This window comes from Methanoculleus sediminis (genome assembly GCF_001017125.1).
GTDB classification, from domain to species: domain Archaea; phylum Halobacteriota; class Methanomicrobia; order Methanomicrobiales; family Methanoculleaceae; genus Methanoculleus; species Methanoculleus sediminis.
In genome coordinates this window covers 55,722-79,936 of record NZ_JXOJ01000005.1, presented here as the reverse complement: position 1 = coordinate 79,936, position 24,215 = coordinate 55,722, and the positions used below count along the sequence as shown (strand labels likewise).

General features: G+C 64.6%; 24 protein-coding genes and 1 tRNA gene. 16 read left to right on the top strand and 9 right to left on the bottom strand.

The window, feature by feature from the left end; all coding sequences use genetic code 11:
• Positions 1-94 precede the first annotated feature (94 nt).
• The 3 genes from SZ63_RS09985 to SZ63_RS09975 all read right to left on the bottom strand — a co-directional run bounded on the left by SZ63_RS09985 (position 95) and on the right by SZ63_RS09975 (position 3,963).
• On the bottom strand, positions 95-2,734 hold the full coding sequence (locus tag SZ63_RS09985; protein ID WP_048184889.1) for an aminotransferase class V-fold PLP-dependent enzyme: 2,640 nt from the start codon (positions 2,732-2,734) through the stop codon (positions 95-97).
• 56 nt (positions 2,735-2,790) lie between these two features.
• Entirely contained in the window at positions 2,791-3,345 is a 555-nt protein-coding gene (locus tag SZ63_RS09980; protein ID WP_156168471.1) for a hypothetical protein, read from the bottom strand.
• A gap of 75 nt (positions 3,346-3,420) precedes the next feature.
• Positions 3,421-3,963, bottom strand: a complete 543-nt coding sequence (locus tag SZ63_RS09975) for a nitroreductase family protein (protein ID WP_082122748.1) — start codon at positions 3,961-3,963, stop codon at positions 3,421-3,423.
• Between the two features lie 86 nt (positions 3,964-4,049).
• Between SZ63_RS09975 and SZ63_RS09970 the strand changes: the two genes are divergently transcribed.
• The 3 genes from SZ63_RS09970 to SZ63_RS09960 all read left to right on the top strand — a co-directional run bounded on the left by SZ63_RS09970 (position 4,050) and on the right by SZ63_RS09960 (position 6,335).
• Positions 4,050-4,358: a DUF1894 domain-containing protein gene (locus SZ63_RS09970; RefSeq protein WP_048184882.1), complete on the top strand. Its 309-nt coding sequence runs from the start codon at positions 4,050-4,052 to the stop codon at positions 4,356-4,358.
• Positions 4,359-4,515: 157 nt separating this feature from the next.
• Positions 4,516-5,145 carry a DUF47 domain-containing protein gene (locus SZ63_RS09965; RefSeq protein WP_048184998.1) on the top strand — a complete coding sequence of 210 codons (630 nt, stop codon included), beginning with the start codon at positions 4,516-4,518 and terminating at the stop codon, positions 5,143-5,145.
• Positions 5,146-5,150: 5 nt separating this feature from the next.
• On the top strand, positions 5,151-6,335 hold the full coding sequence (locus SZ63_RS09960) for an inorganic phosphate transporter (RefSeq protein WP_048184880.1): 1,185 nt from the start codon (positions 5,151-5,153) through the stop codon (positions 6,333-6,335).
• A 730-nt stretch (positions 6,336-7,065) separates the two neighbouring features.
• Here SZ63_RS09960 and nth read toward each other — a convergent pair.
• The 3 genes from nth to pyrH all read right to left on the bottom strand — a co-directional run bounded on the left by nth (position 7,066) and on the right by pyrH (position 8,563).
• Complete coding sequence (gene nth / locus SZ63_RS09955) at positions 7,066-7,722, bottom strand: endonuclease III (RefSeq protein WP_048184878.1); 657 nt, start codon at positions 7,720-7,722, stop codon at positions 7,066-7,068.
• 6 nt (positions 7,723-7,728) lie between these two features.
• Positions 7,729-7,803, bottom strand: a tRNA-Pro gene (locus SZ63_RS09950).
• Positions 7,804-7,858: 55 nt separating this feature from the next.
• The gene (pyrH, locus tag SZ63_RS09945) at positions 7,859-8,563 is read right to left on the bottom strand and encodes a UMP kinase (protein WP_048184876.1); all 705 of its coding nucleotides are present in this window, start codon (positions 8,561-8,563) and stop codon (positions 7,859-7,861) included.
• Positions 8,564-8,603: 40 nt separating this feature from the next.
• On the opposite strand from pyrH, the gene SZ63_RS13000 reads away from it, so the two are divergent.
• The 4 genes from SZ63_RS13000 to SZ63_RS09930 all read left to right on the top strand — a co-directional run bounded on the left by SZ63_RS13000 (position 8,604) and on the right by SZ63_RS09930 (position 11,629).
• Positions 8,604-8,762 (top strand): hypothetical protein, encoded by a 159-nt coding sequence (locus tag SZ63_RS13000; RefSeq protein ID WP_156168469.1) that lies wholly within the window; start codon positions 8,604-8,606, stop codon positions 8,760-8,762.
• A 44-nt stretch (positions 8,763-8,806) separates the two neighbouring features.
• A complete protein-coding gene (gene amrS / locus SZ63_RS09940; protein WP_048184874.1) occupies positions 8,807-9,820 on the top strand; it encodes an AmmeMemoRadiSam system radical SAM enzyme in 1,014 nt (337 codons plus the stop codon).
• Complete coding sequence (locus tag SZ63_RS09935; protein ID WP_082122747.1) at positions 9,801-10,292, top strand: Mut7-C RNAse domain-containing protein; 492 nt, start codon at positions 9,801-9,803, stop codon at positions 10,290-10,292. The genes amrS and SZ63_RS09935 overlap by 20 nt, the downstream gene beginning before the upstream one ends.
• Before the next feature lie 182 nt (positions 10,293-10,474).
• Entirely contained in the window at positions 10,475-11,629 is a 1,155-nt protein-coding gene (locus SZ63_RS09930; protein WP_048184870.1) for a glycosyltransferase family 4 protein, read from the top strand.
• A 6-nt stretch (positions 11,630-11,635) separates the two neighbouring features.
• Here SZ63_RS09930 and SZ63_RS09925 read toward each other — a convergent pair whose 3' ends face one another.
• A complete protein-coding gene (locus SZ63_RS09925) occupies positions 11,636-12,688 on the bottom strand; it encodes a hypothetical protein (protein WP_048184867.1) in 1,053 nt (350 codons plus the stop codon).
• Between the two features lie 217 nt (positions 12,689-12,905).
• On the opposite strand from SZ63_RS09925, the gene SZ63_RS09920 reads away from it, so the two are divergent.
• Positions 12,906-16,286: a HEAT repeat domain-containing protein gene (locus SZ63_RS09920; protein WP_048184865.1), complete on the top strand. Its 3,381-nt coding sequence runs from the start codon at positions 12,906-12,908 to the stop codon at positions 16,284-16,286.
• Here SZ63_RS09920 and SZ63_RS09915 read toward each other — a convergent pair.
• Both SZ63_RS09915 and SZ63_RS09910 read right to left on the bottom strand, forming a co-directional pair.
• Positions 16,283-16,951 (bottom strand): flavodoxin family protein, encoded by a 669-nt coding sequence (locus tag SZ63_RS09915; protein WP_048184861.1) that lies wholly within the window; start codon positions 16,949-16,951, stop codon positions 16,283-16,285. The genes SZ63_RS09920 and SZ63_RS09915 overlap by 4 nt on opposite strands.
• A gap of 52 nt (positions 16,952-17,003) precedes the next feature.
• Positions 17,004-17,471, bottom strand: a complete 468-nt coding sequence (locus tag SZ63_RS09910) for an FxLYD domain-containing protein (RefSeq protein ID WP_048184859.1) — start codon at positions 17,469-17,471, stop codon at positions 17,004-17,006.
• Between the two features lie 148 nt (positions 17,472-17,619).
• Between SZ63_RS09910 and msrB the strand changes: the two genes are divergently transcribed.
• From msrB to pyrC, 8 genes are all read left to right on the top strand, one after another.
• Positions 17,620-18,105: a peptide-methionine (R)-S-oxide reductase MsrB gene (msrB, locus tag SZ63_RS09905; RefSeq protein ID WP_048184856.1), complete on the top strand. Its 486-nt coding sequence runs from the start codon at positions 17,620-17,622 to the stop codon at positions 18,103-18,105.
• A 30-nt stretch (positions 18,106-18,135) separates the two neighbouring features.
• Positions 18,136-18,759 (top strand): class I SAM-dependent methyltransferase, encoded by a 624-nt coding sequence (locus SZ63_RS09900; RefSeq protein WP_048184854.1) that lies wholly within the window; start codon positions 18,136-18,138, stop codon positions 18,757-18,759.
• Between the two features lie 1,145 nt (positions 18,760-19,904).
• On the top strand, positions 19,905-20,129 hold the full coding sequence (locus SZ63_RS09895) for a HypC/HybG/HupF family hydrogenase formation chaperone (RefSeq protein ID WP_011843868.1): 225 nt from the start codon (positions 19,905-19,907) through the stop codon (positions 20,127-20,129).
• Entirely contained in the window at positions 20,129-20,470 is a 342-nt protein-coding gene (locus tag SZ63_RS09890) for a hydrogenase maturation nickel metallochaperone HypA/HybF (RefSeq protein ID WP_048184851.1), read from the top strand. Before SZ63_RS09895 ends, SZ63_RS09890 begins: the two co-directional genes overlap by 1 nt.
• Positions 20,467-21,462, top strand: a complete 996-nt coding sequence (hypE, locus tag SZ63_RS09885) for a hydrogenase expression/formation protein HypE (protein WP_048184849.1) — start codon at positions 20,467-20,469, stop codon at positions 21,460-21,462. The genes SZ63_RS09890 and hypE overlap by 4 nt, the downstream gene beginning before the upstream one ends.
• Positions 21,463-21,552: 90 nt before the next feature.
• Entirely contained in the window at positions 21,553-21,984 is a 432-nt protein-coding gene (locus tag SZ63_RS09880) for a GNAT family N-acetyltransferase (protein WP_048184846.1), read from the top strand.
• Positions 21,985-21,986: 2 nt separating this feature from the next.
• Positions 21,987-22,901 carry a DUF2156 domain-containing protein gene (locus SZ63_RS09875; RefSeq protein ID WP_048184844.1) on the top strand — a complete coding sequence of 305 codons (915 nt, stop codon included), beginning with the start codon at positions 21,987-21,989 and terminating at the stop codon, positions 22,899-22,901.
• On the top strand, positions 22,898-24,160 hold the full coding sequence (gene pyrC / locus SZ63_RS09870; protein WP_048184841.1) for a dihydroorotase: 1,263 nt from the start codon (positions 22,898-22,900) through the stop codon (positions 24,158-24,160). Before SZ63_RS09875 ends, pyrC begins: the two co-directional genes overlap by 4 nt.
• Positions 24,161-24,215: the final 55 nt, after the last annotated feature.

The following is a 24,215-nucleotide window of genomic DNA, read 5'->3' as shown; positions in this document are numbered from 1 at the left end:
ATTCTCATCGCAATGCGAGCGGCAACAACCGGAGATATGAAGACTCAAAAATAGACGCCGAGATCCGGACGGGCCAGAGGTTTGAGAAAACCCCTCACCGTCCCCGGCCGATCTCGTCGACGGCCGCAATCAGGAGGTCGATCTCCTGCTCCGTCGTGAAGGCCGCCATGCTCGCCCGCACCGTCCCTTCCGGGAGATTCAGGTGCTCCATCAGCGGCTGGCAGCAGTGGTGCCCCGAGCGCACCAGGATATCCGCATCCTCATCGAGCATCTGCGCCGCCTCCTGCGGGTGGACGCCGTCGATGGTGAACGAGACGACCCCGATCCGTGATCCGGGCTTCCGGCCGGCGTAGACCGCGACCCCCTCAATCGCGGAGAGCCCCTCGATCAACCGGGCGGTCAGGCGCTCCTCGTGCCGGTGGATCTTCTCCATCCCGATCCCCGAGAGGTAGTCCACGGCGACGCCGAGCGCGATCCCGCCGCCGACGTTCGGCGTCCCGGCCTCGTAGCGCTGGTAACCCTCCGCCGGGACGTAGCCATCGGAGCTCACGCTCGCGACCATGCCGCCGCCGAGCATCGGCGGCTCGATGAGGAGATCCCGCATCCAGAGGACGCCGGTCCCGGTCGGGCCGAACATCTTGTGCCCCGCAAAGCAGAGGATATCGCAGCCGAGATCCGCGACGTTCACCGGCATGTGCGGCAGCGACTGCGCCCCGTCCACCAGGAGGAGGGCGCCGTGCTCCCGGCAGAGCGCCGCGATCTCGCGAACCGGCGTCGTCACGCCGAGGACGTTCGAGGCGTGGGTGACGGCGACGAGCCGGACGCCGCCACCGGCCAGGGTCTTCTCGAGCGCGGCAAGGTCGAGCGAGTAATCGGCGTCGATCCCGATCACGTCGAGCGCGACCCCCTGCTGTGCAAGCGCCCTCCAGGGGAGGAGGTTCGAGTGGTGCTCGAGGATGGTGGTCACCACGCGGTCGCCCGGATTCCAGGAGAGCCCCTGCGCGACCATGTTGATCGCGTCGGTAGCGTTCCTCGTAAAGACCGTCACCCCCGCCTCGCCGCCGATGAACCGGGCCACCTTCTCGTGGGCGTGCCAGTAGCGCTGCGTCGCGATCCGGGTCAGCCGGTGGACGCCCCGGCCGACGTTCGCCCGGTAGCGGTGCTCGAACTCGACGAGCGCCTCCACCACCGGCTCCGGCGAGAAGGTCGTCGCCGCGTTGTCGAGATAGACGATATCGCCGAGGATCGGGAAGTCCTTGCGGATCCCGTCCGCGACGGACTCGGTCTCTGCCGGCGGTGCCGGCTCGGGCGTACCCGTACTCTTCATGGTTGTCACCTTCTCCACCTTCCTGACCGGGGCTTCGCAGAGGGTGAAGTCGTCGTTGACGGCGATCCCCCGGTCCCTGCAGACCTCGCGCATCTTCGGGGGCAGCGCCCGCCACCGCCAGAGTCCCCACCGGTGGTAGGCGTCCGGCAACCCGTTCTTCTCCGCCCAACGGATAAGGAATTCGTCCCAGCGATCCGTCAGGTCCGGGTGCATCTCCCGGAGCCCTTCGTACTCGCTCTCGAGCACCGCCGGGCAGAGGTAGCAGCCCACCCGCTCGAGCCCCATCTCGTAGAGCGGGTTCATCGGAACCTCGCGCCACCAGAGGTAGAGGAAGACCTCAAGCGCCCGCCAGTTCCGGATCGGCGAGACGTTCAACTGCAGGGGGTTTGCCGGGTTCTGGCTCGTCTCATCGAGATCGGCACGGTTCCAGGACTCATACCACCGGTTTCCCTGGATGGTGACGCAGGGGCCGAGCCCGGCGAGATAGATCTTCAAGGGCTGGAGTTTCAGGAGTTTGCAGCACCAGCGATGATCCTTCCCCGGCGGCCCCGCCTTCTCGACCGCCTGGAAGAAGTCGCCGCCTTTTCTGATGATCTCGACGCCCTGCGACGCCGCGAACTCCACCGTCTCCGGGAGTTCGAGCCCGGTATCGATGAAGAACGCATTCTCCACCCCCGCCTTCCGCGCGAGATGGAGGACGGCGGTGCTGTCCTTGCCGCCGGAGAACGAGACGTTCACGCACGGCCGGTCGTTCATGTGTTTCTTGATGGTCCGGACGGCGTTCCGTTCGAGGTTTTTTAAGTGGTAACGGTTCTTCTCGATCACCTCGTCCCACCCCGGGTCGGGCCGGCTGCGAGGCTCGACAGAGACGAGTTCCTTCACCCGGACCTGCCCGTCCCTGACGACGCCCGTGCCGAACCGGTTCTTGTAGGAGACGATGACCGTCCCGTCCGGCACGGGAGCCGCGAGCGGGAACTGTTTCCCGCCGATGCGGCCCTTATGGGCGCTCACCGCGGGCTCGGCCTCCAGGTCGACGATGCCGCGCGTCACGTGCGGCAGGATGTGCGGGAGCGCTTCGGGAGCGATATCGAGGCTGAACTTCCGTGCGATCGGGTCGAACGTGAGCCAGCCGAGCCGGTCGCCATGGACGATCACGAGATCCGCCCGGTCGACGCCGCCGGTCTTGTTCAGGAGCACGACGCGGGGCAACGGGACGTCGCCGAACCGTTCGGTCAGAAGACGCCGGATGAGGGCCATGTCCGCCGCGAGGGCGGGCCGGACGTCGTGCGGCTGCAGGAGCGGTATCTCCCTGACTCTCGCTCCGCAGGCGCAGGTGCGCCCGATAAGGGGGACGTTGCACCGGTCGCACCAGTAGAGGACTTTCTTCACTGCCGGTTCGCGCTTCACTTTAAGAATGGTTGGCGGCTGCAGGCATTAAGTGAACCGGCCGGGGTGCCCCCGCCCTACGGCCGCCTCAACATCAGGGCGAAAGCGGCGCCGAGGACGACCAGCAGGACCGCTGCAACCGCGAGGAAGACGGTCCCGGCATACCGCTGCATCTGAACGCCGGGATACTCCGGACCTGGTTCGACGACATCGACCGGGACGCGGGCCTCGGCACCTGATACCGGGTCGGTCACGACAAGCAGGAGCCTCCCCGCCGGGAGTTCCGAGGCTGCGATCGCTCCCCGGTAGTGCCGGGTGCTGCCGTCGTGGGCCGGGCGTCCGTCCACAGGAAGGGTAGACCCTGCAACGAGCGAGCCGGAATCGATGCTGTAAATCCGGATGCCAACGCTCTCCGGCGGCCGGTAGAAACTCGCATCCCGGCTCCAGACAGCGGAGATCACGAGATCTACGTCCGGGGAGAGGGTATCGTTCGAGACCGAGACGGTAAGATCGGGGAGCAGCGGGGGCGTCGAGCCCGAGACGGCACAGGGCATGATGAGGAGCGCGGACAGAGCCGCCAGGAGGAGAAGGCGAACCCCGGGCGCACGGCCCGGCATCCCGCACGGCTTCATACCGGAGTATACGCATGCTGGACGATAACCTTGCCCCTCCCCGGCACGGTAGAGGCCGGGATCGGCTACTTCCGGTCACCAGTGCTCGTAATGCACCAGTTCCGATACCCCCTTGCGCTGCTTTTCCTGCGGCCGGTCGGCGGGGTAGCCGAGCGGGGTGAACGCAACGGGCTCGGCGTCCCCGGGAATCCCCAGCGCCTCGCGCGCCGCGCCGGTATCGAAGGCGGCGACCCAGTGGGTTCCGAGGCCAAGGCTCGCGGCCGCGAGCGTCAGGTGGTCGATGGCGATTGCCACGTCCACATCGCTATAATTCTTCCCGTCGGAGCGTGTCCACGCCTCCGACGGCACCGTGCAGGCGCAGATGAGAATCGGCGCCTCCCGGAAGAACGGTATCCCATAGATGCGGCCGAGTTCGTCCTCCTTTCCGGCGGTGTGAATGACGATGAACCGGAAAGGCTGTCGGTTGGCCGCCGTCGGCGCCAGGCGGACGGCATCGAGCACCGCACCGAGTTTTTCGTCCTCGACGGGATCTTTCTTGAACGATTGGACGCTGTAACGATTCCGCGCGAGAGCAAGGAAACCATCGAAGCCTTTCATGGAGAGTCCTGTGGTGGCCATGGTGCCCGCATCGTACCGACCTCTATATATGGTTGTCCTTGAGGGCGGCGCAAGGTATTTATTCGTATAACTACGAACAACCAGTGATGCCATCCTGCTGCGTCAACAACCTCGGTGGAAAAGTCCTCCTCCTGGACGCAACGCCCGACGACGTGAACGATTACGTGCGAAAGCACTGCAAAGAATACTATGAGATGCCGCCGGACTTCGTCTTCAGGGATACCCGGGTGCTCCTGAAGTCTCCGATGCTTGTCGGGCTCCAGGTCAAGAAGGGAAGGATCCTGTTGCCGTTCACGAAACGCTGCACCGGTCCCGGAACCATGCTCTACGAGGTCCCGGCAAAGGAGGGCGACCTCGACTTCATCCGAAGCAGTCTCCCCAGGGTCTCCGGGTAAGGGCGACTCCGACCCGCAATGCACCGGGGCATCCCGCAGGGACGACGGATGCGCCCGCTACGGGGCTTTGCATTTACATCGGTTCCAATGTATCGTACCCGCAGAGCCTGACCGATCGCTATATAGTCCCTGACTGAAAAACGCTATAATGATCATTGTGGGCATTAAGGAATGGGTAATCCCCCAGGATAAGGTTTTTTTTGATCTTTTCGACAGGATGGCCCAGACGGTCGTCTCCGCAGCCGATCTGCTCGTCGAACTCGTTGAAAACTTCGAGAACGTGAAAGAGCAATGCCACCGGATGAAGCGGATCGAGCATCAGGGAGACGAGATCTCGCATGAGATCTACGAGCAGCTGAACCGGACGTTCATCACGCCGCTCGAGCCGGAAGAGATCTCCCGCCTTGCATCGGCGCTCGACGACATCCTCGACTACATCGACGGCACCGCACAACAGATGTACAGTTACGGCATCACCGAGACCGACGACTCGATGATCGAACTTGCAAAACTGATCCGGCTGAGTGTCATCGAGATCGAGAAGGCCGTGACCGGTATCCGGACGATCAAGAATCCGGGGCTGATCGAGGAGCGGTGCATCGAGGTGAATCGTCTGGAGAACGTCGCGGACAACGTCCTCGGCCACGCCATCATGGATCTCTTCAAAACGAAGGATGCCATCACCATCATCAAACTCAAGGATATCTACGAGAACCTTGAGATGGCGACCGACAAGTGCGAAGACGTCGCGAATGTCTTGAGCGACATAGCCATCAGACACTCCTGACCGCTATGGACCCGATCATCGTTCTCGGCATTCTTCTGGCCTTACTCTTTAATTTTGCAAACGGTTTGAACGATGCCGCAAACTCGATCGCCACCATCGTCGCGACCAAGGCCTTAACGCCCCTGCAGGCGGTGCTCCTTGCCGGGGTCTTCAACCTCCTCGGCCCCCTCCTCTTCACCACGGCGATTGCGGCGACCATCGGCAGGGGGATCGTCGATCCCGTATCCCTCACGCCGACGCTGATCCTCATGGGCATGGCCGGCGCGGTGCTCTGGGTTCTCGCGACCTCGTTCTTCGGGATCCCGGTCTCGAGCAGCCATGCCCTGATCGGGGGGCTGCTCGGTGCCGGGATTGCGGCCGCGGGAACGGGGGCGATCCTCTGGCCGCCGCTCGTGCTCATCGAGCAGACCGTCTACTACGGGCTCGTGGGCGCATTCTTCGGCGCGGTCGTCACGGGCGTTGTTGCGCACCGGAGAGGCGACTTCAAGCCGTGGAACCTCCTCCTCGGCGGGCTCATCGGGGTGACGGTGGCAATTCCGCTCGCCATCGCAACCGGCTTTTTGAAGATCGGCGGCATCCTCGCGGTCGTGATCTTCATCGTCATCTCCCCCACGCTCGGATTCCTCTCCGCGTTCGCCCTCGGCACCCTCGTCACCTGGATCTTCCGCAACCATCCTCCCCGGCGCTTATCGCGCGTCTTCAAAAACCTCCAGATCTTTTCGGGCTCGCTGCAGGCCATCGGCCACGGCAGCAACGACGCCCAGAACGCGATGGGCATCATCACCGCGATGCTCCTTGCCGGCGGCCTGATCGCCGAGTTCTCCGTCCCGCTCTGGGTCATCCTCACATCTTCGCTCGCCATATCGCTCGGAACCCTCCTCGGCGGATGGCGCGTCATCGACAAGATGGCCAACCGGATCACGCGGATCCGGCCCTACCAGGGATTTGCCGCATCGACCGCAGCCGGGAGCGTCCTCTCGCTGATGACCGCGTTCGGCGTCCCGGTCTCGACGACCCACGCGGCGACCGGCGCGATCATGGGCGTCGGCGCGACCCGCGGCTACTCGGCGGTCAAGTGGGGGGTCGTCCGGGAGATCCTCGTCGCGTGGATCCTGACGATCCCGGCTGCGGCGATCGTGGCCGGCGGGTGTTATCTTGCCGCGCGGGCGCTGGTCGGCGGGGGTTTTTGAATAAATCGGTTCTCTGCCCGGCCACCCGCACTTCCTTTTAATCGAACTTTGTGATAGTTGACGATCGCATAAGCCCATCTACGGATTTCAGGTTCAACCTTCGAAAACGCATCATAAGGAGCCCGTCCCCATGCACGGCTTTTTAAGGGATATCACCACGCACTGCCCCCGCCCCGTGGGGCGGGGAACGACACTCCGCTAGGAACGACCGTCCGCAGGACGCGACAGTTCGCTAGAACTGGAGCGTGAGCACCGAAGGTGCGAGACGGGAGTTTGAGAAGCCATCAGGCTTCGAGGCGCGAACGCAGTGTGCGTGAGCACCGTTAGGTGCGAGGAGTGGAGTTGAGGCACCGAAGGTGCGGGTGAGGAGGCCGAAGGCCGGGCGGGGTGGGGTGGGGTCACAGATGTCCACGTACAAGGTAGAGACAGGGGAGGGGGGCTGCACCCCCCTCCCCGTCAGCCCCTCCCCCAATGGCGATATCCCCATGGTCCTGTGTACCGGCCTCCTCGTAATTATGACGCATTTTCGAAAATAGAGGTAGCATCCGGCTTCGAGTTGCGATGTTACATTAGAGCTAGAGCGGAGGCATGTCAGATCCGAGCTTCACAGCCCCACCTGAAATCCGTAGATGAGATTTGCGGGAGTCCCGGAAAATAACAGTTCAAAGCGCCACAGATCGACCCTGCAACCAGTTGCGTCCCGCACAACCGCGAGCCAGCCCCGTCCGCCCTATTCCTCCCCACCCCGCAGTTCCCGGTAATACCGGCAGAGGTCCGCGACGACGCACTCCTCGTGCTTCGGGTTCTTTGCCGTACAGACGGCGCGCCCGTGGCGGATCAGGAGGTAGTTGATGTCCCGCCAGACCTCCTCGGGGAAGAGGGCCACGAGATCGCGCTCGATGATATCGGGGTTCGTGCTCCCGGTGAACCCCAGCCTCTTCGAGACCCGGCGGACGTGGGTGTCGACCGCGATGCCGACGTTGATGTCGAACGCGTGGGAGAGGACGATGTTTGCCGTCTTCCTCCCGACGCCGGGCAGCGTCCGCAGTTCCTCCATCGTCCGCGGGACCTCGCCGCCGAACTCGGCGACGAGCTTCCTTGCCGCCCCCACGATATGGCGCGCCTTCGTGCGGTGGAACCCGATCGTCCGGATGAGCGGCTCCACCTCCTCCGGCTCCGCGCGGGCGAGCGCCTCCGGCGTCGGGTAGCGGGAGAAGAGGTCGTCGCGAACGGCGTTCACGGCGCGGTCGGTCGTCTGCGCCGAGAGGATCGTGAGGATCAGCGTCTCGAATGAGTTATGGAACTCGAGAAAATGGCGCCTGCCGTCGACGATGGGATACTGTAGAAGAAGACGGCGGTAGACCTCACAGGCGGCCTTGCGGTTCATGACTGATGGGGCAGGGCAGATTCGAACTGCCGTCAAAGCGTCCCAAACGCTCTAGGATGGACCAGGCTACCCTACTGCCCCTGTACCTGCATACGTTGGGAATCCAGGCAAAAATAGTTGCCGATGAAGAAGATATTCAGGACGGCAGAGGGGTCGAACCCTCTTCGCAGACGACGGTGCCGACGAACGCACCCTCCACGATCGCCCGGTAGAGATTCTCCGGGTCGCGGCCGTCGAGCACCAGGAGCGGGATGCCGGACCGCTCGATCACTTTTCCGGCCACGATGTCGAGCACCGTGTTCGCACCCGCATCCATCCGGCTCCCGGTGATGATCTCCAGGAGCTCCAGCGGCGTGAGACGCTCGTGCCTCACCGCACCGGCATCCTTCTTCGGGTCGGCGCTGTAGATTCCGTTGACCGACGTGGCGTTGATGAGGAGGTCGGCACCGACGCTCTCGGCGAGAACCGCGGAGACCGCATCGGTCGTCTGCGCCGGGGTGATGCCGCCCATGACGACGATCTTGCCGGCCTCTGCGAACTCCTGCGCCTCCGTATAGTTCTCCGCAACGCGCGGGTAGGCCGCATCTCCGAGTCCGGCGATGAGAAGACGCGCATTCAGCCGGGTCACCATGATGCCGAGCTCGTCCGCCGCCGCCTCCCCGGCGCCGAGACTGCGGGCGACCCCGATGTACCGGCGTGCCTCCCCGCCGCCGCCGACGACGACGAAAATCCGGCACTTTCCGGAGATCTTCTTCAGAACAGAAACATATCGATCGATGTTGTTCGATTCAAGCGAAGGAACCAGAACCGAGCCGCCCAGAGAAATTACGATCTTCTTCATCCCACCCTATTATTATCCTCAATATCCTCATATACCTGTTGTGAAGATGCTGCACTGCCCTGCGTGCAACTCTACGGATGTCTGGGCGGTTACCGGGGGATATACCGGCTGTATCTACCGGTGCAAGCGTTGCGGCTATCGTGGGGCGCTGGTCGTCGAGTACGATGATGAAGAAGACGAGGAGCGGGGCAGCCGGTAGCCCGCCCGCAATAACTATCATGGTTCCCCTCCCGCGGTGATCGTATGCACGAGGCGCGACTCTACCAGAAACTGGAGGACGACACCGTCCGCTGCTCCCTCTGCGCACACCGGTGCACCATCAAGGAAGGGAGACAGGGGGTCTGCGGCGTCCGGATCAACCGCGGCGGCACGCTCTATGCCGCCACCTTCGGCAAGGTCATCGCCGAAGCGGTCGACCCCATCGAGAAGAAGCCGCTCTTCCACTTCCTGCCCGGAACCCTCTCCTACTCGCTCGGGACCATCGGGTGCAACTTCCACTGCGCGCACTGCCAGAACTGGCAAATCTCCCAGCAGACGCTGGAGATGGAATCGCTCAGGGATATCAGCCCGGAGCAGGGCGTGGAACGGGCGATCCGGTCGGGCTGTGCGAGCATCGCCTGGACATACAACGAGCCCGCCATCTGGCACGAGTACCCGCTCGCGATGGGAACGCTCGCGCGAAAAGAGAGGCTCGGGACGGTCTACGTCACGAACGGATACATCACCGAAGAGGGGCTCAACGAGCTCGCGGGAATGCTCAACGCCTTCCGCGTCGACATCAAATCGTTCTCCGACACCTTCTACCGGAAAGTCTGCGGGGGGCGGCTGCAGCCGGTCCTCGACGCGACGGCGCATGCAAAGGAGCTCGGGATGCACGTCGAGACGGTCACGCTGGTCATCCCCGGGCAGAACGACTCGATGGAAGAGATGGAGACGCTTATCCGGTGGGTGCTCGAGAACCTCGGCCCCGATACCCCGATGCACTTCACCCGGTTCCACCCCGACTACAGGATGCTGGACGCGAGGCCGACCGAGATCAGAACGCTTGAGAAGATCTACGAGCGTGCGAAAGAACTCGGGATTCACTACCCGTATCTCGGCAACGTCGGCGGCCACCCCTACGAGAACACCTACTGCCCCTCCTGCGGCAGCGTCGTCATCGAGCGGTCGGGCTACGCCGTCCGGATACGGGGGCTCGAGGGGCATAACTGCACCGAATGCGGCGGGCACATCGAATATGTCTCACAGATCAGGTGAACGCCGGAGATTCCTGACCGACCGGATGCTCGGGACGCTCACCCGCTACCTCCGGTTCATGGGCTACGACACCATGAGCGCGAACAGCCTCTCCCGGGGGAGTTCCCGGGAAGACACCCTCCTCCTCGAGATCGCCGTCCGGGACGACCGGCTCCTCCTGACCCGCGACCGCGAACTCGCACGGCGGGGCGGGGAGCAGGCGGTCTACATCGCGTCCGAAGAGGTTATGGCCCAGATACGGCAGATCGCCGACCTCGGGCTGATCGAGCCCGAGATCCGGATGAGCCGCTGTTCGCTCTGCAACACCCGCCTCCGGCCGGCCACCCTGCGGGAGATCAGGGAGGCACGCTACGCCCCGCGGTCGACCCGGGGGAAGGAGTTTTCGTGGTGCCCCATGTGCCGGAAACTCTACTGGATGGGTTCGCACGGCACCAGCCTCGAGCGGCGCCTGAAAGAATCTTTCTCTTCCTGACCGGGCGCACCGGAACCCGAAAACATCTCGTTTCGGGCCGTTTTAGAGAATCCAAAGATATATCATCTCAGAGACGGTATGAAGCGCGCAGGCGGCAGGCCGGCCGGCCCGATACGGATCCTGGCGTATCGGAAGCGGACCCGAAGGCCGGCGGAAACGATTTGCCCGATACGAGGAATATCATGGAGAGTCTGAAGATCGCATTTTTCTGCTGGGAGTCGCTGTATGCGGAACGGGTCGGCGGGCTCGCGAGCGCGGCGACAAACCTTGCCGAGACGCTGGCACACAACCACGAGGTGCATTTTTTCACCCGGGGAGAAGGGAAGGACACCGAGATCAACGGAGTGCGGTATCACTACTGCCGGCCGTCGGGAGAGAACATCGTCCGGTACTGCTCCGATATGAGCAGAAAGATGCTCGATCGATTCCACGAGTTCGACGCACCCTCGTTCGACCTCCTGCACTTCCACGACTGGCACGTGGTCGACGCGCTCGAGCGCCTCCGGGACAGGGAGACCGTCTTCACCTACCACTCGACGGAGTTCGGCCGGAACGGGAATACGTTCAGCAGCGGGTGGCCGTTCACGGAGATATCCGGGATCGAACGCTGCGGCGCATCGATTGCAAAGCATATCACCGCGGTCTCCTCGACCCTCCGGCAGGAGGCCATGAGCCTCTACGAGATCCCGGACTGGAAGATCGACGTCGTCCATAACGGCATCGTCCCGGATCACTACCGGGCAGACGTCGATCCGGAAGCGGTGAAACGAAATTACGGATTCGACCCGGACTCCCCGTTGATCCTCTTCGTCGGGCGGCTTGCATGGCAGAAAGGGCCCGACATGCTGGTGGACGCAGCCCCCGCACTCCTCCGGGAGCACGCCGACGGCCAGTTTGCGTTCGTCGGCGACGGGCAGATGCGCCGGGGGCTCGAGATCCGGGCCCGGTCGCTCCCCGTCAGATTCCTCGGGCGGCTGGCCGATGCTGACTACGTATCGCTCCTCAACGCAAGCGACATCGTCGCCATCCCGAGCAGGAACGAGCCGTTCGGGCTTGTGCTCCTCGAAGCATGGAGCGCCGGCCGGTGCGTCGTCGCCTCCGACGTCGGCGGGCTCTCGGAGAACATCGAGCACGGGACCGACGGGGTCAAGGTGCGGCCGCACCCGGACTCGATCGCCCGCGGACTCTCCCGGGTGGCCGATTCACCCGAAAAAGCGCTCGCCATGGGCCGGGAAGGACTCGACAAAGTGAAGAAAGAGTTCCCGTGGAGCCGTGTCGCCGGGCGGATGGAAGGCGTCTACAGGAAACTCGCGAAGCACGACACGATCCCCTGCTGACCCCGGTCACGGCAGCATGGCGGCCGTAAGGTGCTCCATCAGGCGGAACGGGTCGGACGAGACGATTGGCGTCCCGGCATAGACCTCCATCCCCCCGATGTCCGACGTCCGGGAATGGAGATCTCCCCGGTCCACTACCCACGCGACGTAATGCCCCTCCTCCCCGAGCGGGGGCATGTACACCGCCGCGTTGTAACTCTGCACCCCGATATTGCGGTAACACTCGAGCACCTTTGCGAGCGCCCCCGCGAGATCGTGCGGCGACTCCGTGACGATCGCGACCTCGTGCTCCTTTCTCGGGGTGAGGTGCGCCATGACGCGGGCGTTTTTGTAGACGAGCCCGAGGCCGACGGCGGTATGGACAGTGAAGAGGTCGTCGTAGTACTCGCTCCCGTAGCGGCACCGGTACTCCTCCCGGACCCGCTCAAGCCGTGCCGGAGCGGCATACGGAAGGTGAGTGAGCAGCACCTGGGCATGGTTGTGCACGATGCTCGCCCCGGCACGCCAGAGGAAGTTCCAGAGGATGAAGGGGTAGATGGCCCGTGGGTCCGCGCGGTGCGCATCCTGGCACCAGCGGACGGCCACGCTGATCATATCGGCGACCTGCGGTTCGCCGGTGACGTAGGGGTCGTCCTCTTTCGCGATGATGACGGCGTGGAGGTAATCGTACTTGGCGATATTGCTCGCCGTAACCCAGTGATCGCCGTCGATCCTCCCGAACGTATCGGCCGGCGTCTCCTCGAGGGGGTTTGCGAACGGACCCTCCCCCGAGAGAGCCCGGAGATCCCGCGTCTCCTCGGCACGGGGCGTCAGCACCGGGCGGCGTGCCCGGACGGAGTTGAAAAGCGTGCTCTCGCCGGTCTGGTTATTGGTCACCCTCACGATCTGCTGCGTCTCGATATCGCCGTACTTCTCCCGCACCCACTCGCGTATCGCGTCGGGGAAGACCAGGTGTCCGGGTTCGACGTACCAGGAGTAGATCCGGCCTGCGAGTTCCTCCATATCCGGCGCGAGTTCCTGCACGATGCCCGGCAGTCTGGTGATATCCAGCTGAACCATAAGGTCCCCGTATACCGGTCATGCACCGATAAAGATTCGCATCGGCCGGGCAGGAGACAAAAAAGCCGGAATATGATGAATCAAACCCGTTTGAAATCGCGATCCACCGCAGGAAACGAAATGGAACATTTATTGGTAACAGATAACGAATATAATCTAAATATACGGAGATCCGGCCAGGCGGCACCCCGGACGCGCACTCCACCGATACGAGGACATGGCATTCTTTGATAAATTCCGGACGAATATCGAGGGGTTACGGCAGACGAAGGATTGTCCCGGTCTGATTGCGGTTCTGGACGGTGAAGAATCCGGAAACCGCGCCGATGCAGCGCGAGCTCTCTCTGCCCTCGGGCTCTCCGCCGTCCCCGACCTTCTCGAGAGGCTCGAGAATGCCAACCGGGTCTCGCGGGCACGCATGCTCGGGGCGCTGGCTTCGGCCGGCGCTCCTTGCATTCCCCTGCTCCTCGCCCTGATCCTCCGGGCAAGCCCGGGCCTGCAGGCAGCCATCACCCGTGCAGTCGCGGAGGAGGGCGATTCGCTCTCCGAGACGCTGCAGTTCGCGCTGCATCACAAACAGCCGGCGGTCAGGCGTGCAGCCGTGATAGCCATCCGGGGAACGGGCAAAAAGGCAATTCCACCGCTCGCCGAAGCATTCCGCGACACAAACCACTCGGTCCGGAGAGAGGCCGCCGTCGGGCTTGCCGCACTGCGATGGGTGCCCGAAGACCTCTCCGAGAAGGTGTGGTATTACTTCCTCCTGGAAGACTGGGCGGAACTCGCAAAACTCCAGGCGGCAGCCATCCCGATCCTCGTCAAGGGCCTCGGCAGCAAGGAGCCCCGGATACGGAGCGAATCGGCACGAACGCTCGGGAAGACCCGTGACTCCCGGGCAGTCCCGGCACTCGTCAGGGCGATGGAAGACCCGCAGGTGGACATCCGCGTACGTGCTGCCGAGGCGCTCGGGGAGATAGGCAGCGACCGGGGGAAACCCGCCCTGGTCGGAGCCCTCGACGATCCCTGCCACCCGGTGCGGATGGAGGCGGCCTGGGCGCTGGACCGGCTGGGCTGGATTCCGGGGAGCGATCCCGAACGAGCAGGATACCTGATCGCAAAGGAGCAGTGGAACGAACTCGTCCGGATGGGGAGGGCGGCCATCCCGCCGCTCATCCGGGCGCTGGGTGTCGAATACTCGGGTGTCCGCACCGGCGCGAGCGAGACGCTGCGGCAACTGGGACAACCCGCGCTCGACGCCCTGCACGCGGCGATGAATTCCGACAGCCCCGAGATCCGCGAGCAGGCAGCCGCCGCGCTGGATTACATCAGGTCGCACAACGAGGAGAACTTCCGGGCAAGGCCGGTAGAGACGGTGTCTTCCGATTACGACCGGGAACTCAGAGAGGGGCTTGCCGCCAGGAAGCGGATCGAAGATCACTTCGGGCCGACGTCCCGGCCACCCGACCGGCCGGCTCGTCGCGGGCCTCCCCCGGCGGCACGGGCGGAAGCGGTGCAGCCGGTCACCGGCGGGGAGGAGAAAACCGTCGCCCGGAAACCGGAGGATGCTGAAGAGGTCGAGAAACTCCTGGAGGAGAGGCCGGAGGCCGAAGAGGCGCGGACCGGAGAAAAGATCCGGCCGAAACCGAGGAAACCGGTTTCACTGGACGAGATCGTCCCGGCCGCAGGCGTCGAGCAGGAGACCGATGAGGAGGAGCGCACAAAAGAGGAGAGTCCTGCTCCCGCGAAGCCGGCCCGGGTGGTGCTGCCGGAAACCCCCGTAGCACCACCGGAACCGCCGGAGGAGGCACAGGGGAAGACATCGCTCGAACGGTACCTCAGCGCCCTGCAGAGCGACGACGCAGAGATCCGGGCTGCGGCGATTGCGGCGCTGCGGAGTCTGGGGGCGGCGGCGGTCGAGTTCCTCATCGCCGCGCTCTCTGACCCGCACGACGCTGTCCGGATCGCCGCCGCGGAGGGGCTCGGCAATATCGGCGACGAGAACGGCGTCGACGCGCTGATCCTGCTCACCGGCGACGCCGGGCAGGATGTCCGCAGTGCCGCTGCCGCCGCGCTCGGACAGATCGGGGACACGCGTGCGCTCGAAGCGCTCATACGCCTCTTCGGCGACGACTACCCCGGAGTCAGGTCCGTTGCAGCCGAAGCCGTTGCAGCGTTCGACCCTGATGCGCTTGAACCGCTGGAAGCAGCGCTTGACAGCCCCGTGCCGGCGGTCCGGTCTACGGCGGCGAGATCGATCGGGATCATCGGAAACCCCCGGTCGATACCGCTCCTCGTCGGGCACCTTGAGGACCCTGCCCGCGAGGTCGCCGCGGTTGTCGCCCGGGTTCTCGGGGAGTTCGGGCATTCCGCGGTCGAACCGCTCTCGAAGGTGCTGCGCGAAGGAGGAAAAGACGGACGCCTTGCAGCAATCGACGCGCTCGGAAGGATCGAAGCGGAGAGTGCGAACGGAGCCCTGGAATACGCCCTGCGCGACGAGGAGAAGGAGGTCAGGGAAAGAGCGGCTGGCGCGCTCCTGAGAAGGCGCGCAAAGAATGGCCCCGCGGAGGGGAGTTCCGCCGGACAGGAGGAGATTGGTGCACTCATCGCCGCCCTCAAGGACGGATCCCTGGAGGTGCAGGCGTCCGCCGCCACCCGGCTGATCAGGATGGGACTTCCCGCCGCCGAAGGGTTGCTCATGGCACTCAAGGACGAAGACCGGGAGCTGCAGGTCGCCGCCGCCGGGGTTCTCGGGGAGATGCGGGAAGCGGCACTCGGACCGCTCATGGACGCCCTGAACGACACCGACCGGTTTGTCCGGCTGGTTGCTGCCCGGAACCTGGGCAATATCGGAGACACACGGGCCATCGAAGCCCTGAGCGGAGCCCTGAAGAGCGAACGCGACAGTGTGGTCCGGGCAGCCGTAGCGGAGGCGCTCGGGTACATGGGGAGCAAACAGGCGATAGAACCGCTGACGCTGGCGCTGCAGGACAGGGACGAGGCGGTCAAGGTTGCCGCCGCCCGCTCGCTCGGCTACATCGGGGACCTTCGCGCCCTCGAACCGCTCATCCAGGCCTTGAACGACGTGGACGACCGGGTCAGGTACGCCGCACTCGAGGCCCTCAAAGATCCCGGCGATACGATACGCCGCCACCTGGTCGGCGCACTCCGCTCGGGGGACGAGACGTTCCGGGCGGGGGTCGCCGAAGCGCTGGAAGCGGGCGGCTGGAACCCGGAGAACCGCGCGGAGCTTACACTCTACCTCATGGCACAGGGGAGGTGGGCCGAGGTGGAACGGGTCGGCGCCGGCGCGCTGCCGGTACTGGCGGAAACGCTCGCCGATCCGCTGATCGAAGTGCGGGCAAACGCCGTCCGGGCCATCAACCGGATCGGGGGAGAGGACGCCGTCGCCCCGCTCGTCCGGGCACTCAAGGACGACGCGCTTGTGGTCAGAAAGCGGGCCGAATGGGGCCTGATCCGCATGGGCGGGGCGATTATCCCGGCTCTCGATCTGGCAATCGGGGAGGAGGCGCAGTCGGAGGCCCGGGAAGGACTGCAGCGGATCATCGCGGAGATCCGCGTGAAGGAGACGGGGGAAACCTAGGGTATCCGCCCGGCTTCCTTCCAGTAGTCGTACTCGTGGTGCCAGCGATCTTTGTTTGCCGTGACCAGAAGACGCATCCGCTCGAGCATCGCGGCGTGGAGTTCCTCCTGATCGGGATAGGTCTCCTTCTTCTCGATGGCTTTTGCGAGTTTCCTGCCGAGTTCGTAGGCTCTCCCCTCCGCAGGCACGATCGTCTCCGGGTCTCCGCCGAGAACCACGCCGATACCGCCCACGGTGTTCGCGCCCAGGGTCTGCAGAACCCGATTCAGGTACGCCACGACCTCGTCCGCTCCTGACCCGCCCGCCGTGGATACGGCGCATCCGTACTTCCCGAGGAACATCTGGCAGTGGATGGCGTCCGCCATCCGGTCGAGCAGGGTCTTTATCTGGGCGGTGACCGAGTCGATGTAGTTGGGCGACCCGAGGATAATCCCGTCGGAATCAAGCATCTTCAGGTATAACTCGGCGAAATCGTCTTTCTTGACGCATTCACCCCGCTCGCAGCAGACCAGACATCCGTTGCAGTACTCGATCCGGAGCTTGCAGACGTCCACGAGCTCCACATCGGCCCCGGCGCTCTCCGCCCCGTCGAGGACGGCCTGAACGAGCCGGAGCGTCTGGCTCCTTGAGGCGCGGGGGCTTCCATTGATCCCAAGTATCTTCATCTCTTCTCCTCTCGTCTCTGAACCCGTATCCGGACAACGTTCGTCCCCGGCCTTACGGGATATCGTGCGTGACGTCGATCTCGGCGTGGTACTGCCGGTCACAGTCGCCGGGGAACGCGTCGATGGTGAATATCTTCGTCTCGCCCGCCTGGAACCGGGGGGCGAGAATGGTCTCGGTCGCCCGAATCATATTGCTTTCGTCGTCGACGAGCATGAACCGGATGACGGCGTTTCTCGCGGGTCCGTCACCGTCGTTGGTCACCTTCCCGGTCACGATCCAGTAACAGGAACCGTCGGTGCGCATATGCCTCTCGGGCGTGGTGACGCTGGCCGAGAACGATGGCTTCGGCCCGGCGGGCGAGTAAATGGTGTGAGCGCCAAGTGTCGCCTCCGATGTCGGAACCTGTGGTTCCGGCTCCGCGGAAGTCCCCATGCAGCCTGCCGTGACGGCAGCGCCGAAGAGGCAGCCGAGGAGGATAAGGGTTGCAAAGATCCTTCCAGGAAGAGAGTGTTTCTCCATGATGGTTCATCGACCGGCGGATATATAACGGATGCGAAAACGCATCCGGGACGATGTGTCCGCCGGCTGCGGACCGTCACCCGGGCAGCGGCGGGGAACGATTTATCTGCTCTCCGGTCAAGGGCCGGGAGGAACCGGAGGGTGACCGATGAGCAGGGAAGCCGTAGAAACCGTCGAAACGGTGAACGTCTGCAACGCCGTGACCGGAGAGGTCGAAGAGGTCGAGAAGGTCGTCAAGTCCGACGAGGAGTGGCGGCGCCAGTTGACGCCGGAGCAGTTCTCCGTTGCCCGGAAGGAGGGGACGGAACCGGCGTTCACCGGGAAGTACTGGGACTGCAAGGAGGACGGGCTGTACGTCTGCGTCTGCTGCGGCAACCACCTCTTCTCCTCGGAGACGAAGTTCGAGTCGGGCACGGGCTGGCCGAGTTTCTGGAAACCCGTCTCGGAATTGAACGTCGGAACCGATCTCGATACCCGGTTCTTCATGAGCCGGACGGAGGTGCTCTGTCGGCGATGCGACGCCCACCTGGGCCACGTCTTCGACGACGGGCCGCCGCCGACCCACCAGCGCTACTGCATGAACTCGGCGTCGCTCCGGTTCGTGCGCAGGGAGGATCTCGGCCGGCGCGAATGATTATTCCCCGGCGGCGCCGACCTCTGATCAGTGACTGTCCATCCATCCCCCTGGGACGAGGACTACCGGAGGCGGGGAAACCTCTGGGGCGGAGCCGCCGCGCCGCTCCCGGACCTTCCCGCCGATGCCGCCGTCCTCGAGGTCGGCTGCGGGAACGGCAAGACCCTTGCGGCCCTCGCCCGGCGATCCTCGCGCGTGACCGCGGTCGACATCTCTCGCGAGGCCGTCGCCCTTGCCCGGCGGCGCCCGGGGATGGCGGAGACCGGTCTCGCCGTCGCCGACGCCCGGCATCTGCCGTTCCAGTCCGGGGCGTTCGACGCGGTCATCCTGGTTCACGTCGCCGGCCACCTCCCCGCACAGGGCAGGACAACCATAGCCTCCGAGGCCGTCCGGGTGCTCGGGCCCGGCGGAACGCTCTTCTTCAGGGGTTTCTCCGTCGAGGACATGCGCGCCGGGAAGGGGACGGAGACGGAGCCGTGGACGTTCCGGCGAGGCGACGGGATCATCACCCACTACTTCACCGAGGCCGAGACGGCGGACCTCTTCGCACCGCTCGCGGCGGTCTCGGTCCGGACGCACCGCTGGCGGATGCGGGTCAGGGGCAGGGATCTCCCCCGGGCGGAGGTGGAGGGGGTGTTTCGCCGGGAGGGGTAGAGAAGGTTCTGCGCTCTGGACGGCCGAATCCCAGTCTGACAGGTTGGCATACATTACATCTGCAAGTCTTCAGTAAGCGGTTGAGATAGACAAGATCCATTTTTCCCTCCTGCCCCGATGCACTGGACCGTGGGGATATCGCCTCGGGGGGAGGGGCTGACGGGGAGTGCGATGGGCGGAACGCGACTGGCCGGAGGGCAGGAGCGTGAGCACCGTTAGGTGCGAACGCCCGGAGCTCGACCACCGTCAGGTGGGAAGTGCGAGCGTAGCGAGCTTGAGCACCGACAGGTGCGAGGGGGCATCCCCCCTCCCCTGTCTCTACCCATCCAAAAGATCTGTAACCCCCACCCCGCCCGGCCTCCGGCCTCCTCATTCGCACCTTCGCACCTGCGGTGCTCGAACTCCGTTCCTGATGGAACATCGTTCTTCGGTGCTCATGCTCCGGCCCCATGGCCCGTCGCACCCCGCCCCGGGGGGGCGGGGGCAGTGCGTGGCGATAAGCGACGTTCCAGTAGGAACGAAGCTCAAGCACCGCTAGGTGCGAGGTGCGATTGGCCGAAGGGCAGGAGCAGAAGAAGGCCGAAGGTCTTGGACTGGCGACTGGCCGAAGGGCAGGAGCAGAAGAAGGCCGAAGGTCTTGGACTGGCGACTGGCCGAAGGGCAGGAGCAGAAGAAGGCCGAAGGTCTTGGACTGGCGGCTGGCCGAAGGGCAGGAGCAGAAGAAGGCCGAAGGTCTTGGACTGGCGGCTGGCCGAAGGGCCGGAACTTGAGGAAAACCGAAAAGTTTCGATTCAGGATCTAGCACCGGCGGTGCGCAGGCCACCACGGTCCACTGCACGGGGACAGGCGGGAATAAGCAGATACAGTACTCCCATAACATTACGCTCCCGGGCACAAACACCGCAACGCCCGCGGGTCGGCGGCACCGGGGCCGGCGCATCACGGTCGGCCCAGTCCTCCACCCCTCCAGGGGCCGGAACTGGAGACAGACATATCTTTTTTACCCCCCAAACCGATCTATAGGTACCTGAATACGGAGGGGACGGGAGCAGCGCCGGCCACAACGGCTGCACCCGGGTTCCTCTGTGCAGTATGGTCAACCTTTTTTGACAACGGAACAAAATAACAGAAGAGGAAGAGAGGTCATGTGTATTGCAATGCCCGCTGAGGTACTCGAGATAAAAGAGGGCAACATCGGCGTCGTCGACTTCGGCGACCTGCAGCAGGAGGTCAGGCTCGATCTCGTCGACGTGAAGGTCGGAGAGTTCGTGCTCGTCCACGTCGGATTCGCCATCCAGCGCCTCAGCAGAGAGGAGGGGCTCGAGACCCGCGAGGTCTTCAGGCAGGTCTACGCCGCGATGGAGGAGTAATGCACGAGTACAGCATCGCCTACGACATCTACACGACCGCCCGCCGGGCTGCGATCGAGAACGACGCAAAAGAGGTGAAGTGCGTCAGTGTGGACGTCGGCAAACTGGCGATGGTGAACCCCGAACAGGTGGAGTTCCTCTTCAACGTCATCATCGAGGACGACCCGCTCTTTTCGGGAGCACAACTCTCGTGCAGGAAGGTCGAGGCCCGCACCCGCTGCTCCTGCGGGTATGAGGGGGACGAGCGGTTCGTCTGTCCCCGGTGCGGGAAACTCCCGGAGATCGTTGCAGGAATGGAAATCGTAGTCACCAACATCGAGATAGAAGTGGACGAAGAATGAAAGTCAACCTCATGCACGGTGCCGGCGGCGAGGTGATGGGCGAGCTCCTGCGCGTCATCACCAACCTCGAGCACAACAACGCCGGTGGGATCGGGCTCGAATCGCTGGACGACGGCGCAGTCATCCCCTTAAACGGCCAGAACATCGTTTTCACGACCGACAACCACGTAGTCTCGCCGATCTTCTTCCCCGGCGGGGATATCGGGCGCATCGCTGTCTGCGGGACCATCAACGACCTCGCGATGATGGGCGGGCGGCCGATCGCGCTCTCGTGCGGCATGGTCATCCCCGAAGGCTTCGAGGTCGCCGACCTCGAGCGGATCGTGGCATCGATGGACGCAGCACTCGGGGAGTGCGGGGCAAACCTCGTCACGGGCGACACCAAGGTGCTCGAGCGGAGCGCGCTCGATACCATCGTCGTCAACACCGCCGGCATCGGCGTCGCCGAGCGGGTGGTGCGGGACAACGGCCTTTCCGTCGGGGATAAAATCATCGTCAGCGGCACCATCGGCGACCACGGTATCGCCATCATGGCCCACCGCGAGGGGTTCGACTTCGGCGGCCAGATCAGGTCCGACGTCGCCCCCCTCTGGCCGCTCGTCGAGAAGGCGCTCGCCGCCGGAGACATCCACGCCATGAAAGACCCGACGAGAGGCGGGTTTGCGAACGCCATCAACGAGATGGCGAGGAAGAGCGGCGTCGGCATCGTCATCGAGGAAGCGGACCTCCCCTTCCGGGCAAGCGTCCGGAGCGCCGCCGGCATGCTCGGCCTCGACCCCCTCGAGGTGGCGAACGAAGGCAAGGTCGTCATGGGCGTCGCGCCCCATGATGCAGAGACCGTCCTCGCGGCGCTCCGCTCGCACCCCTACGGGCGTGACGCCGCGATCGTCGGCGAAGTCGTCGAAGGCTCGCACGTGGTCATGCGCACCGCCATCGGCGGAGAGCGGTTCATCGAACCGCCGGTCGGCGACCCGGTCCCGCGTGTCTGCTGAAAGGACGACAACACTTTTTTGCATCGCCCGGACCCGCGCCTGTCATATACGATAAACGCCGTGAGCACCCTTATGGAGAGGCATGAACCGATGACGGAGGAGGCGGGCATCGAGGTGCGTCTGGTGAACGTCTGGGACGTCGAGACGATCGCCGACCTCTACCGGGCGGGCGGCTGGTGGAACGAGAGATGGGACCCTGCCGATCTCGCCGCCCTCATCGCGGGAAGTTTCGCCTTCGCCGTCGCCGTCGACCGGGCGACCGGCGAAGCGGTCGGCATGGGCAGGGTGATCTCGGACGGGATCTCGGACGGCTACGTCCAGGATCTGGTCGTCCTGCCGCGCTACCGCGGCCGGGGCATCGGAACGATGATCTTATCTGCGCTGCTCGATTACTGTACGTCTGCAGGAGTCGCCTGGGTCGCCCTCGTCGCCGAACCCGGGACCGAGCCGTTCTACACCGCACTCGGTTTTCGGAGGATGGAAGGGCACACACCCATGCGATGGTACCCGGATAGGAGGTAAGCATGCTGAAACTGACCGACTTCAAGCCCGTGAGCCTGGACGATCGCGACCTCTTCTCCAGGCATTACCGGCAGTTTCCCCAGGTGCACAGCGACAACACGTTCGCGAACATGGTCTGCTGGAACCATTACGCCGACTACCGGTTCGTAGAGATCGAAGACTCGATCGTCCTCTCGAGCACCATCGACGGCGTAACGGCGTTTCGCATGCCGATCGGCCCGAGAAACCCGGATCTCCTCGACGACGTCATCGATCTTGCGCTCCGGGAGGGCAGTGACATACCGTTGCGGGTCCTCGACCCGGAAAACGAAGCCTGGCTCCGGGAGCGCTACCCCGACCTCCCGCTGCACGAGAACCGGGACTTCTTCGACTACATCTACCGGACCGAAGGCCTCGCCGAACTCGCCGGGAAGGGCTACGCCACCATCCGCCGCCAGGTCAACCGGTTCGGGCGGGAATACCAGTATACGGTCGAGAAGATCACGGAGGAGAACATCAGCGAGGTCTGGGAGTTCCTAGTCGTCTGGTGCGAGTGGCGGGACTGCGACTCGGAACCCATCCTCGTCGCCGAGAAAGACGCCATCCTCTTTGCCGTGAACAATTTCTTCGCCATCGGGCTCGAGGGATGGATCGTCAGGATCGGCGGCACCATCGGGGCGATATCGATTGTCGGTCCGGTCAACGCATCGATGGCAGTCGTCCACTTCGAGAAGGCGCTTCCCGAGACCTATCGCAACATCTACAAGGTGATCACGACCGAGACGGCGGCCGGGCTCCGGGATCGCTACCCCTACGTCAACCGGGAGTGCGACATGGGCGTGCCCGGGCTCCGCGAGTCGAAGACCCGGTATCGCCCCGCCTATATGGTCGCGGTCTACTACGCAACCCGGGCAGACCTGGAGGCGTGCTGCCGATGATCGCCGACCTGGTGCTCCGGAACGCAACGCTCCCGACGGGGCGCCGCGCCGACATCGTCGTCGCCGACGGCATCGTCCGGCACGTCGGCGCGGCGGTGCGTGCCGACGAGACGGTCGACTGCACCGGATATACCTGCCTCCCGGGAGCGGTCGACATGCACGTCCACATGCGGGGAGGAGTGCAGGCCGGGAAGGAAGACTGGCGGACGGGCTCGACGAGCGCGGTCGCCGGCGGGGTGACGGTCGTCGTCGACCAGCCGAACACCGTCCCGCCCCTGACCACGCCCGAACTCCTCCGGGCCCGCATCCGCGAGGCGGAGGAGCGGACCGTATGCGGGTTTGCGGTGAACGCGGGCGTCGTGCCGGAGGCCGATCTTGCCGGGATGTGGGGTGCCGGCGCAATGGCGTTCGGGGAGACCTTCGCCGCCCCGTCGAGCTACGGCGAGGGGCTCGATGCGGAGACGCTCAGAGGATTGTTTGCCCGCATCCACGCCCTCGGAGGGGTCGTGACCGTCCACGCCGAGGAGGTCAGCGGCCGGGCGCCGGCGACGCTCGCCGATCACGACCTCGCACGGTCCGGCGGCGGTGAGGCCCGCGCCGTGCAGAAGATCGCCGGCCTCGCCCCGGCGGGGATGCGGCTCCACTTCTGCCACCTCAGCACCGCCGCCTCGATCGAGGCCGCGCGCGGTACGGTGGAGGCAACGCCGCACCACCTCTTCCTCTCGCGCAGGATGTTTGATCCGGACGACACCCGGGCCCGGGTGAACCCGCCGCTCAGGGACGAGGAGACCCGGCGCGGTCTGTGGTCGTGCTGGGACAGGATAGACGTCGTCGCCTCCGATCACGCCCCGCACACGATTCCAGAGAAGTCCGTGCCGTTCGAGACCGCCCCCTCCGGCATCCCGGGGGTCGAGACGATGGTGCCGCTCCTGATGGCGGCGGTGCAGAGAGGGCGGATCACCCTTGCCTCGGTGATCGAGAAGACGTCGTGGAAGCCCGCAGCCATCCTCGGCATCCCGCGCGCGGGATTCGAGCCGGGCAACCGGGCGGACTACGCCCTCTACCCGGACGAGATCACCCGGATCGACGCCTCGCACCTCCATGCAAAGTGCGGCTGGTCGCCGTTCGAGGGGCTCGACGCGGTCTTCCCGGAGGAGGTGATCGTCGGGGGAACGCGGGCCTACGCCCACGGCGAACTCCGGGAGGCTCATGGAGCGTGGTATCCCGGGCAAGGATATTTATCCCGGGAGAATAAATAATACAGGGCCGATAAAGCGCACCTTATAGGTCCCCGGGTGATCATCTGGCGAGACG

Excerpts from the sequence above, each read along its gene's own strand:
- pyrH (WP_048184876.1), bottom strand. The coding sequence starts at position 8,563 with ATGAAGAAGATCGTAATTTCTCTGGGCGGCTCGGTTCTGGTTCCTTCG.
- SZ63_RS09875 (WP_048184844.1), top strand. The coding sequence starts at position 21,987 with ATGCTGAAACTGACCGACTTCAAGCCCGTGAGCCTGGACGATCGCGAC.
- SZ63_RS09880 (WP_048184846.1), top strand. The coding sequence starts at position 21,553 with ATGACGGAGGAGGCGGGCATCGAGGTGCGTCTGGTGAACGTCTGGGAC.
- SZ63_RS09960 (WP_048184880.1), top strand. The coding sequence starts at position 5,151 with ATGGACCCGATCATCGTTCTCGGCATTCTTCTGGCCTTACTCTTTAAT.
- SZ63_RS09895 (WP_011843868.1), top strand. The coding sequence starts at position 19,905 with ATGTGTATTGCAATGCCCGCTGAGGTACTCGAGATAAAAGAGGGCAAC.
- msrB (WP_048184856.1), top strand. The coding sequence starts at position 17,620 with ATGAGCAGGGAAGCCGTAGAAACCGTCGAAACGGTGAACGTCTGCAAC.
- SZ63_RS09890 (WP_048184851.1), top strand. The coding sequence starts at position 20,129 with ATGCACGAGTACAGCATCGCCTACGACATCTACACGACCGCCCGCCGG.
- SZ63_RS09915 (WP_048184861.1), bottom strand. The coding sequence starts at position 16,951 with ATGAAGATACTTGGGATCAATGGAAGCCCCCGCGCCTCAAGGAGCCAG.
- SZ63_RS09930 (WP_048184870.1), top strand. The coding sequence starts at position 10,475 with ATGGAGAGTCTGAAGATCGCATTTTTCTGCTGGGAGTCGCTGTATGCG.
- amrS (WP_048184874.1), top strand. The coding sequence starts at position 8,807 with ATGCACGAGGCGCGACTCTACCAGAAACTGGAGGACGACACCGTCCGC.
- SZ63_RS09970 (WP_048184882.1), top strand. The coding sequence starts at position 4,050 with ATGCCATCCTGCTGCGTCAACAACCTCGGTGGAAAAGTCCTCCTCCTG.
- SZ63_RS09920 (WP_048184865.1), top strand. The coding sequence starts at position 12,906 with ATGGCATTCTTTGATAAATTCCGGACGAATATCGAGGGGTTACGGCAG.
- SZ63_RS09975 (WP_082122748.1), bottom strand. The coding sequence starts at position 3,963 with ATGGCCACCACAGGACTCTCCATGAAAGGCTTCGATGGTTTCCTTGCT.
- hypE (WP_048184849.1), top strand. The coding sequence starts at position 20,467 with ATGAAAGTCAACCTCATGCACGGTGCCGGCGGCGAGGTGATGGGCGAG.
- SZ63_RS09910 (WP_048184859.1), bottom strand. The coding sequence starts at position 17,471 with ATGGAGAAACACTCTCTTCCTGGAAGGATCTTTGCAACCCTTATCCTC.
- pyrC (WP_048184841.1), top strand. The coding sequence starts at position 22,898 with ATGATCGCCGACCTGGTGCTCCGGAACGCAACGCTCCCGACGGGGCGC.
- SZ63_RS09935 (WP_082122747.1), top strand. The coding sequence starts at position 9,801 with ATGTCTCACAGATCAGGTGAACGCCGGAGATTCCTGACCGACCGGATG.
- SZ63_RS09925 (WP_048184867.1), bottom strand. The coding sequence starts at position 12,688 with ATGGTTCAGCTGGATATCACCAGACTGCCGGGCATCGTGCAGGAACTC.
- nth (WP_048184878.1), bottom strand. The coding sequence starts at position 7,722 with ATGAACCGCAAGGCCGCCTGTGAGGTCTACCGCCGTCTTCTTCTACAG.
- SZ63_RS09980 (WP_156168471.1), bottom strand. The coding sequence starts at position 3,345 with ATGAAGCCGTGCGGGATGCCGGGCCGTGCGCCCGGGGTTCGCCTTCTC.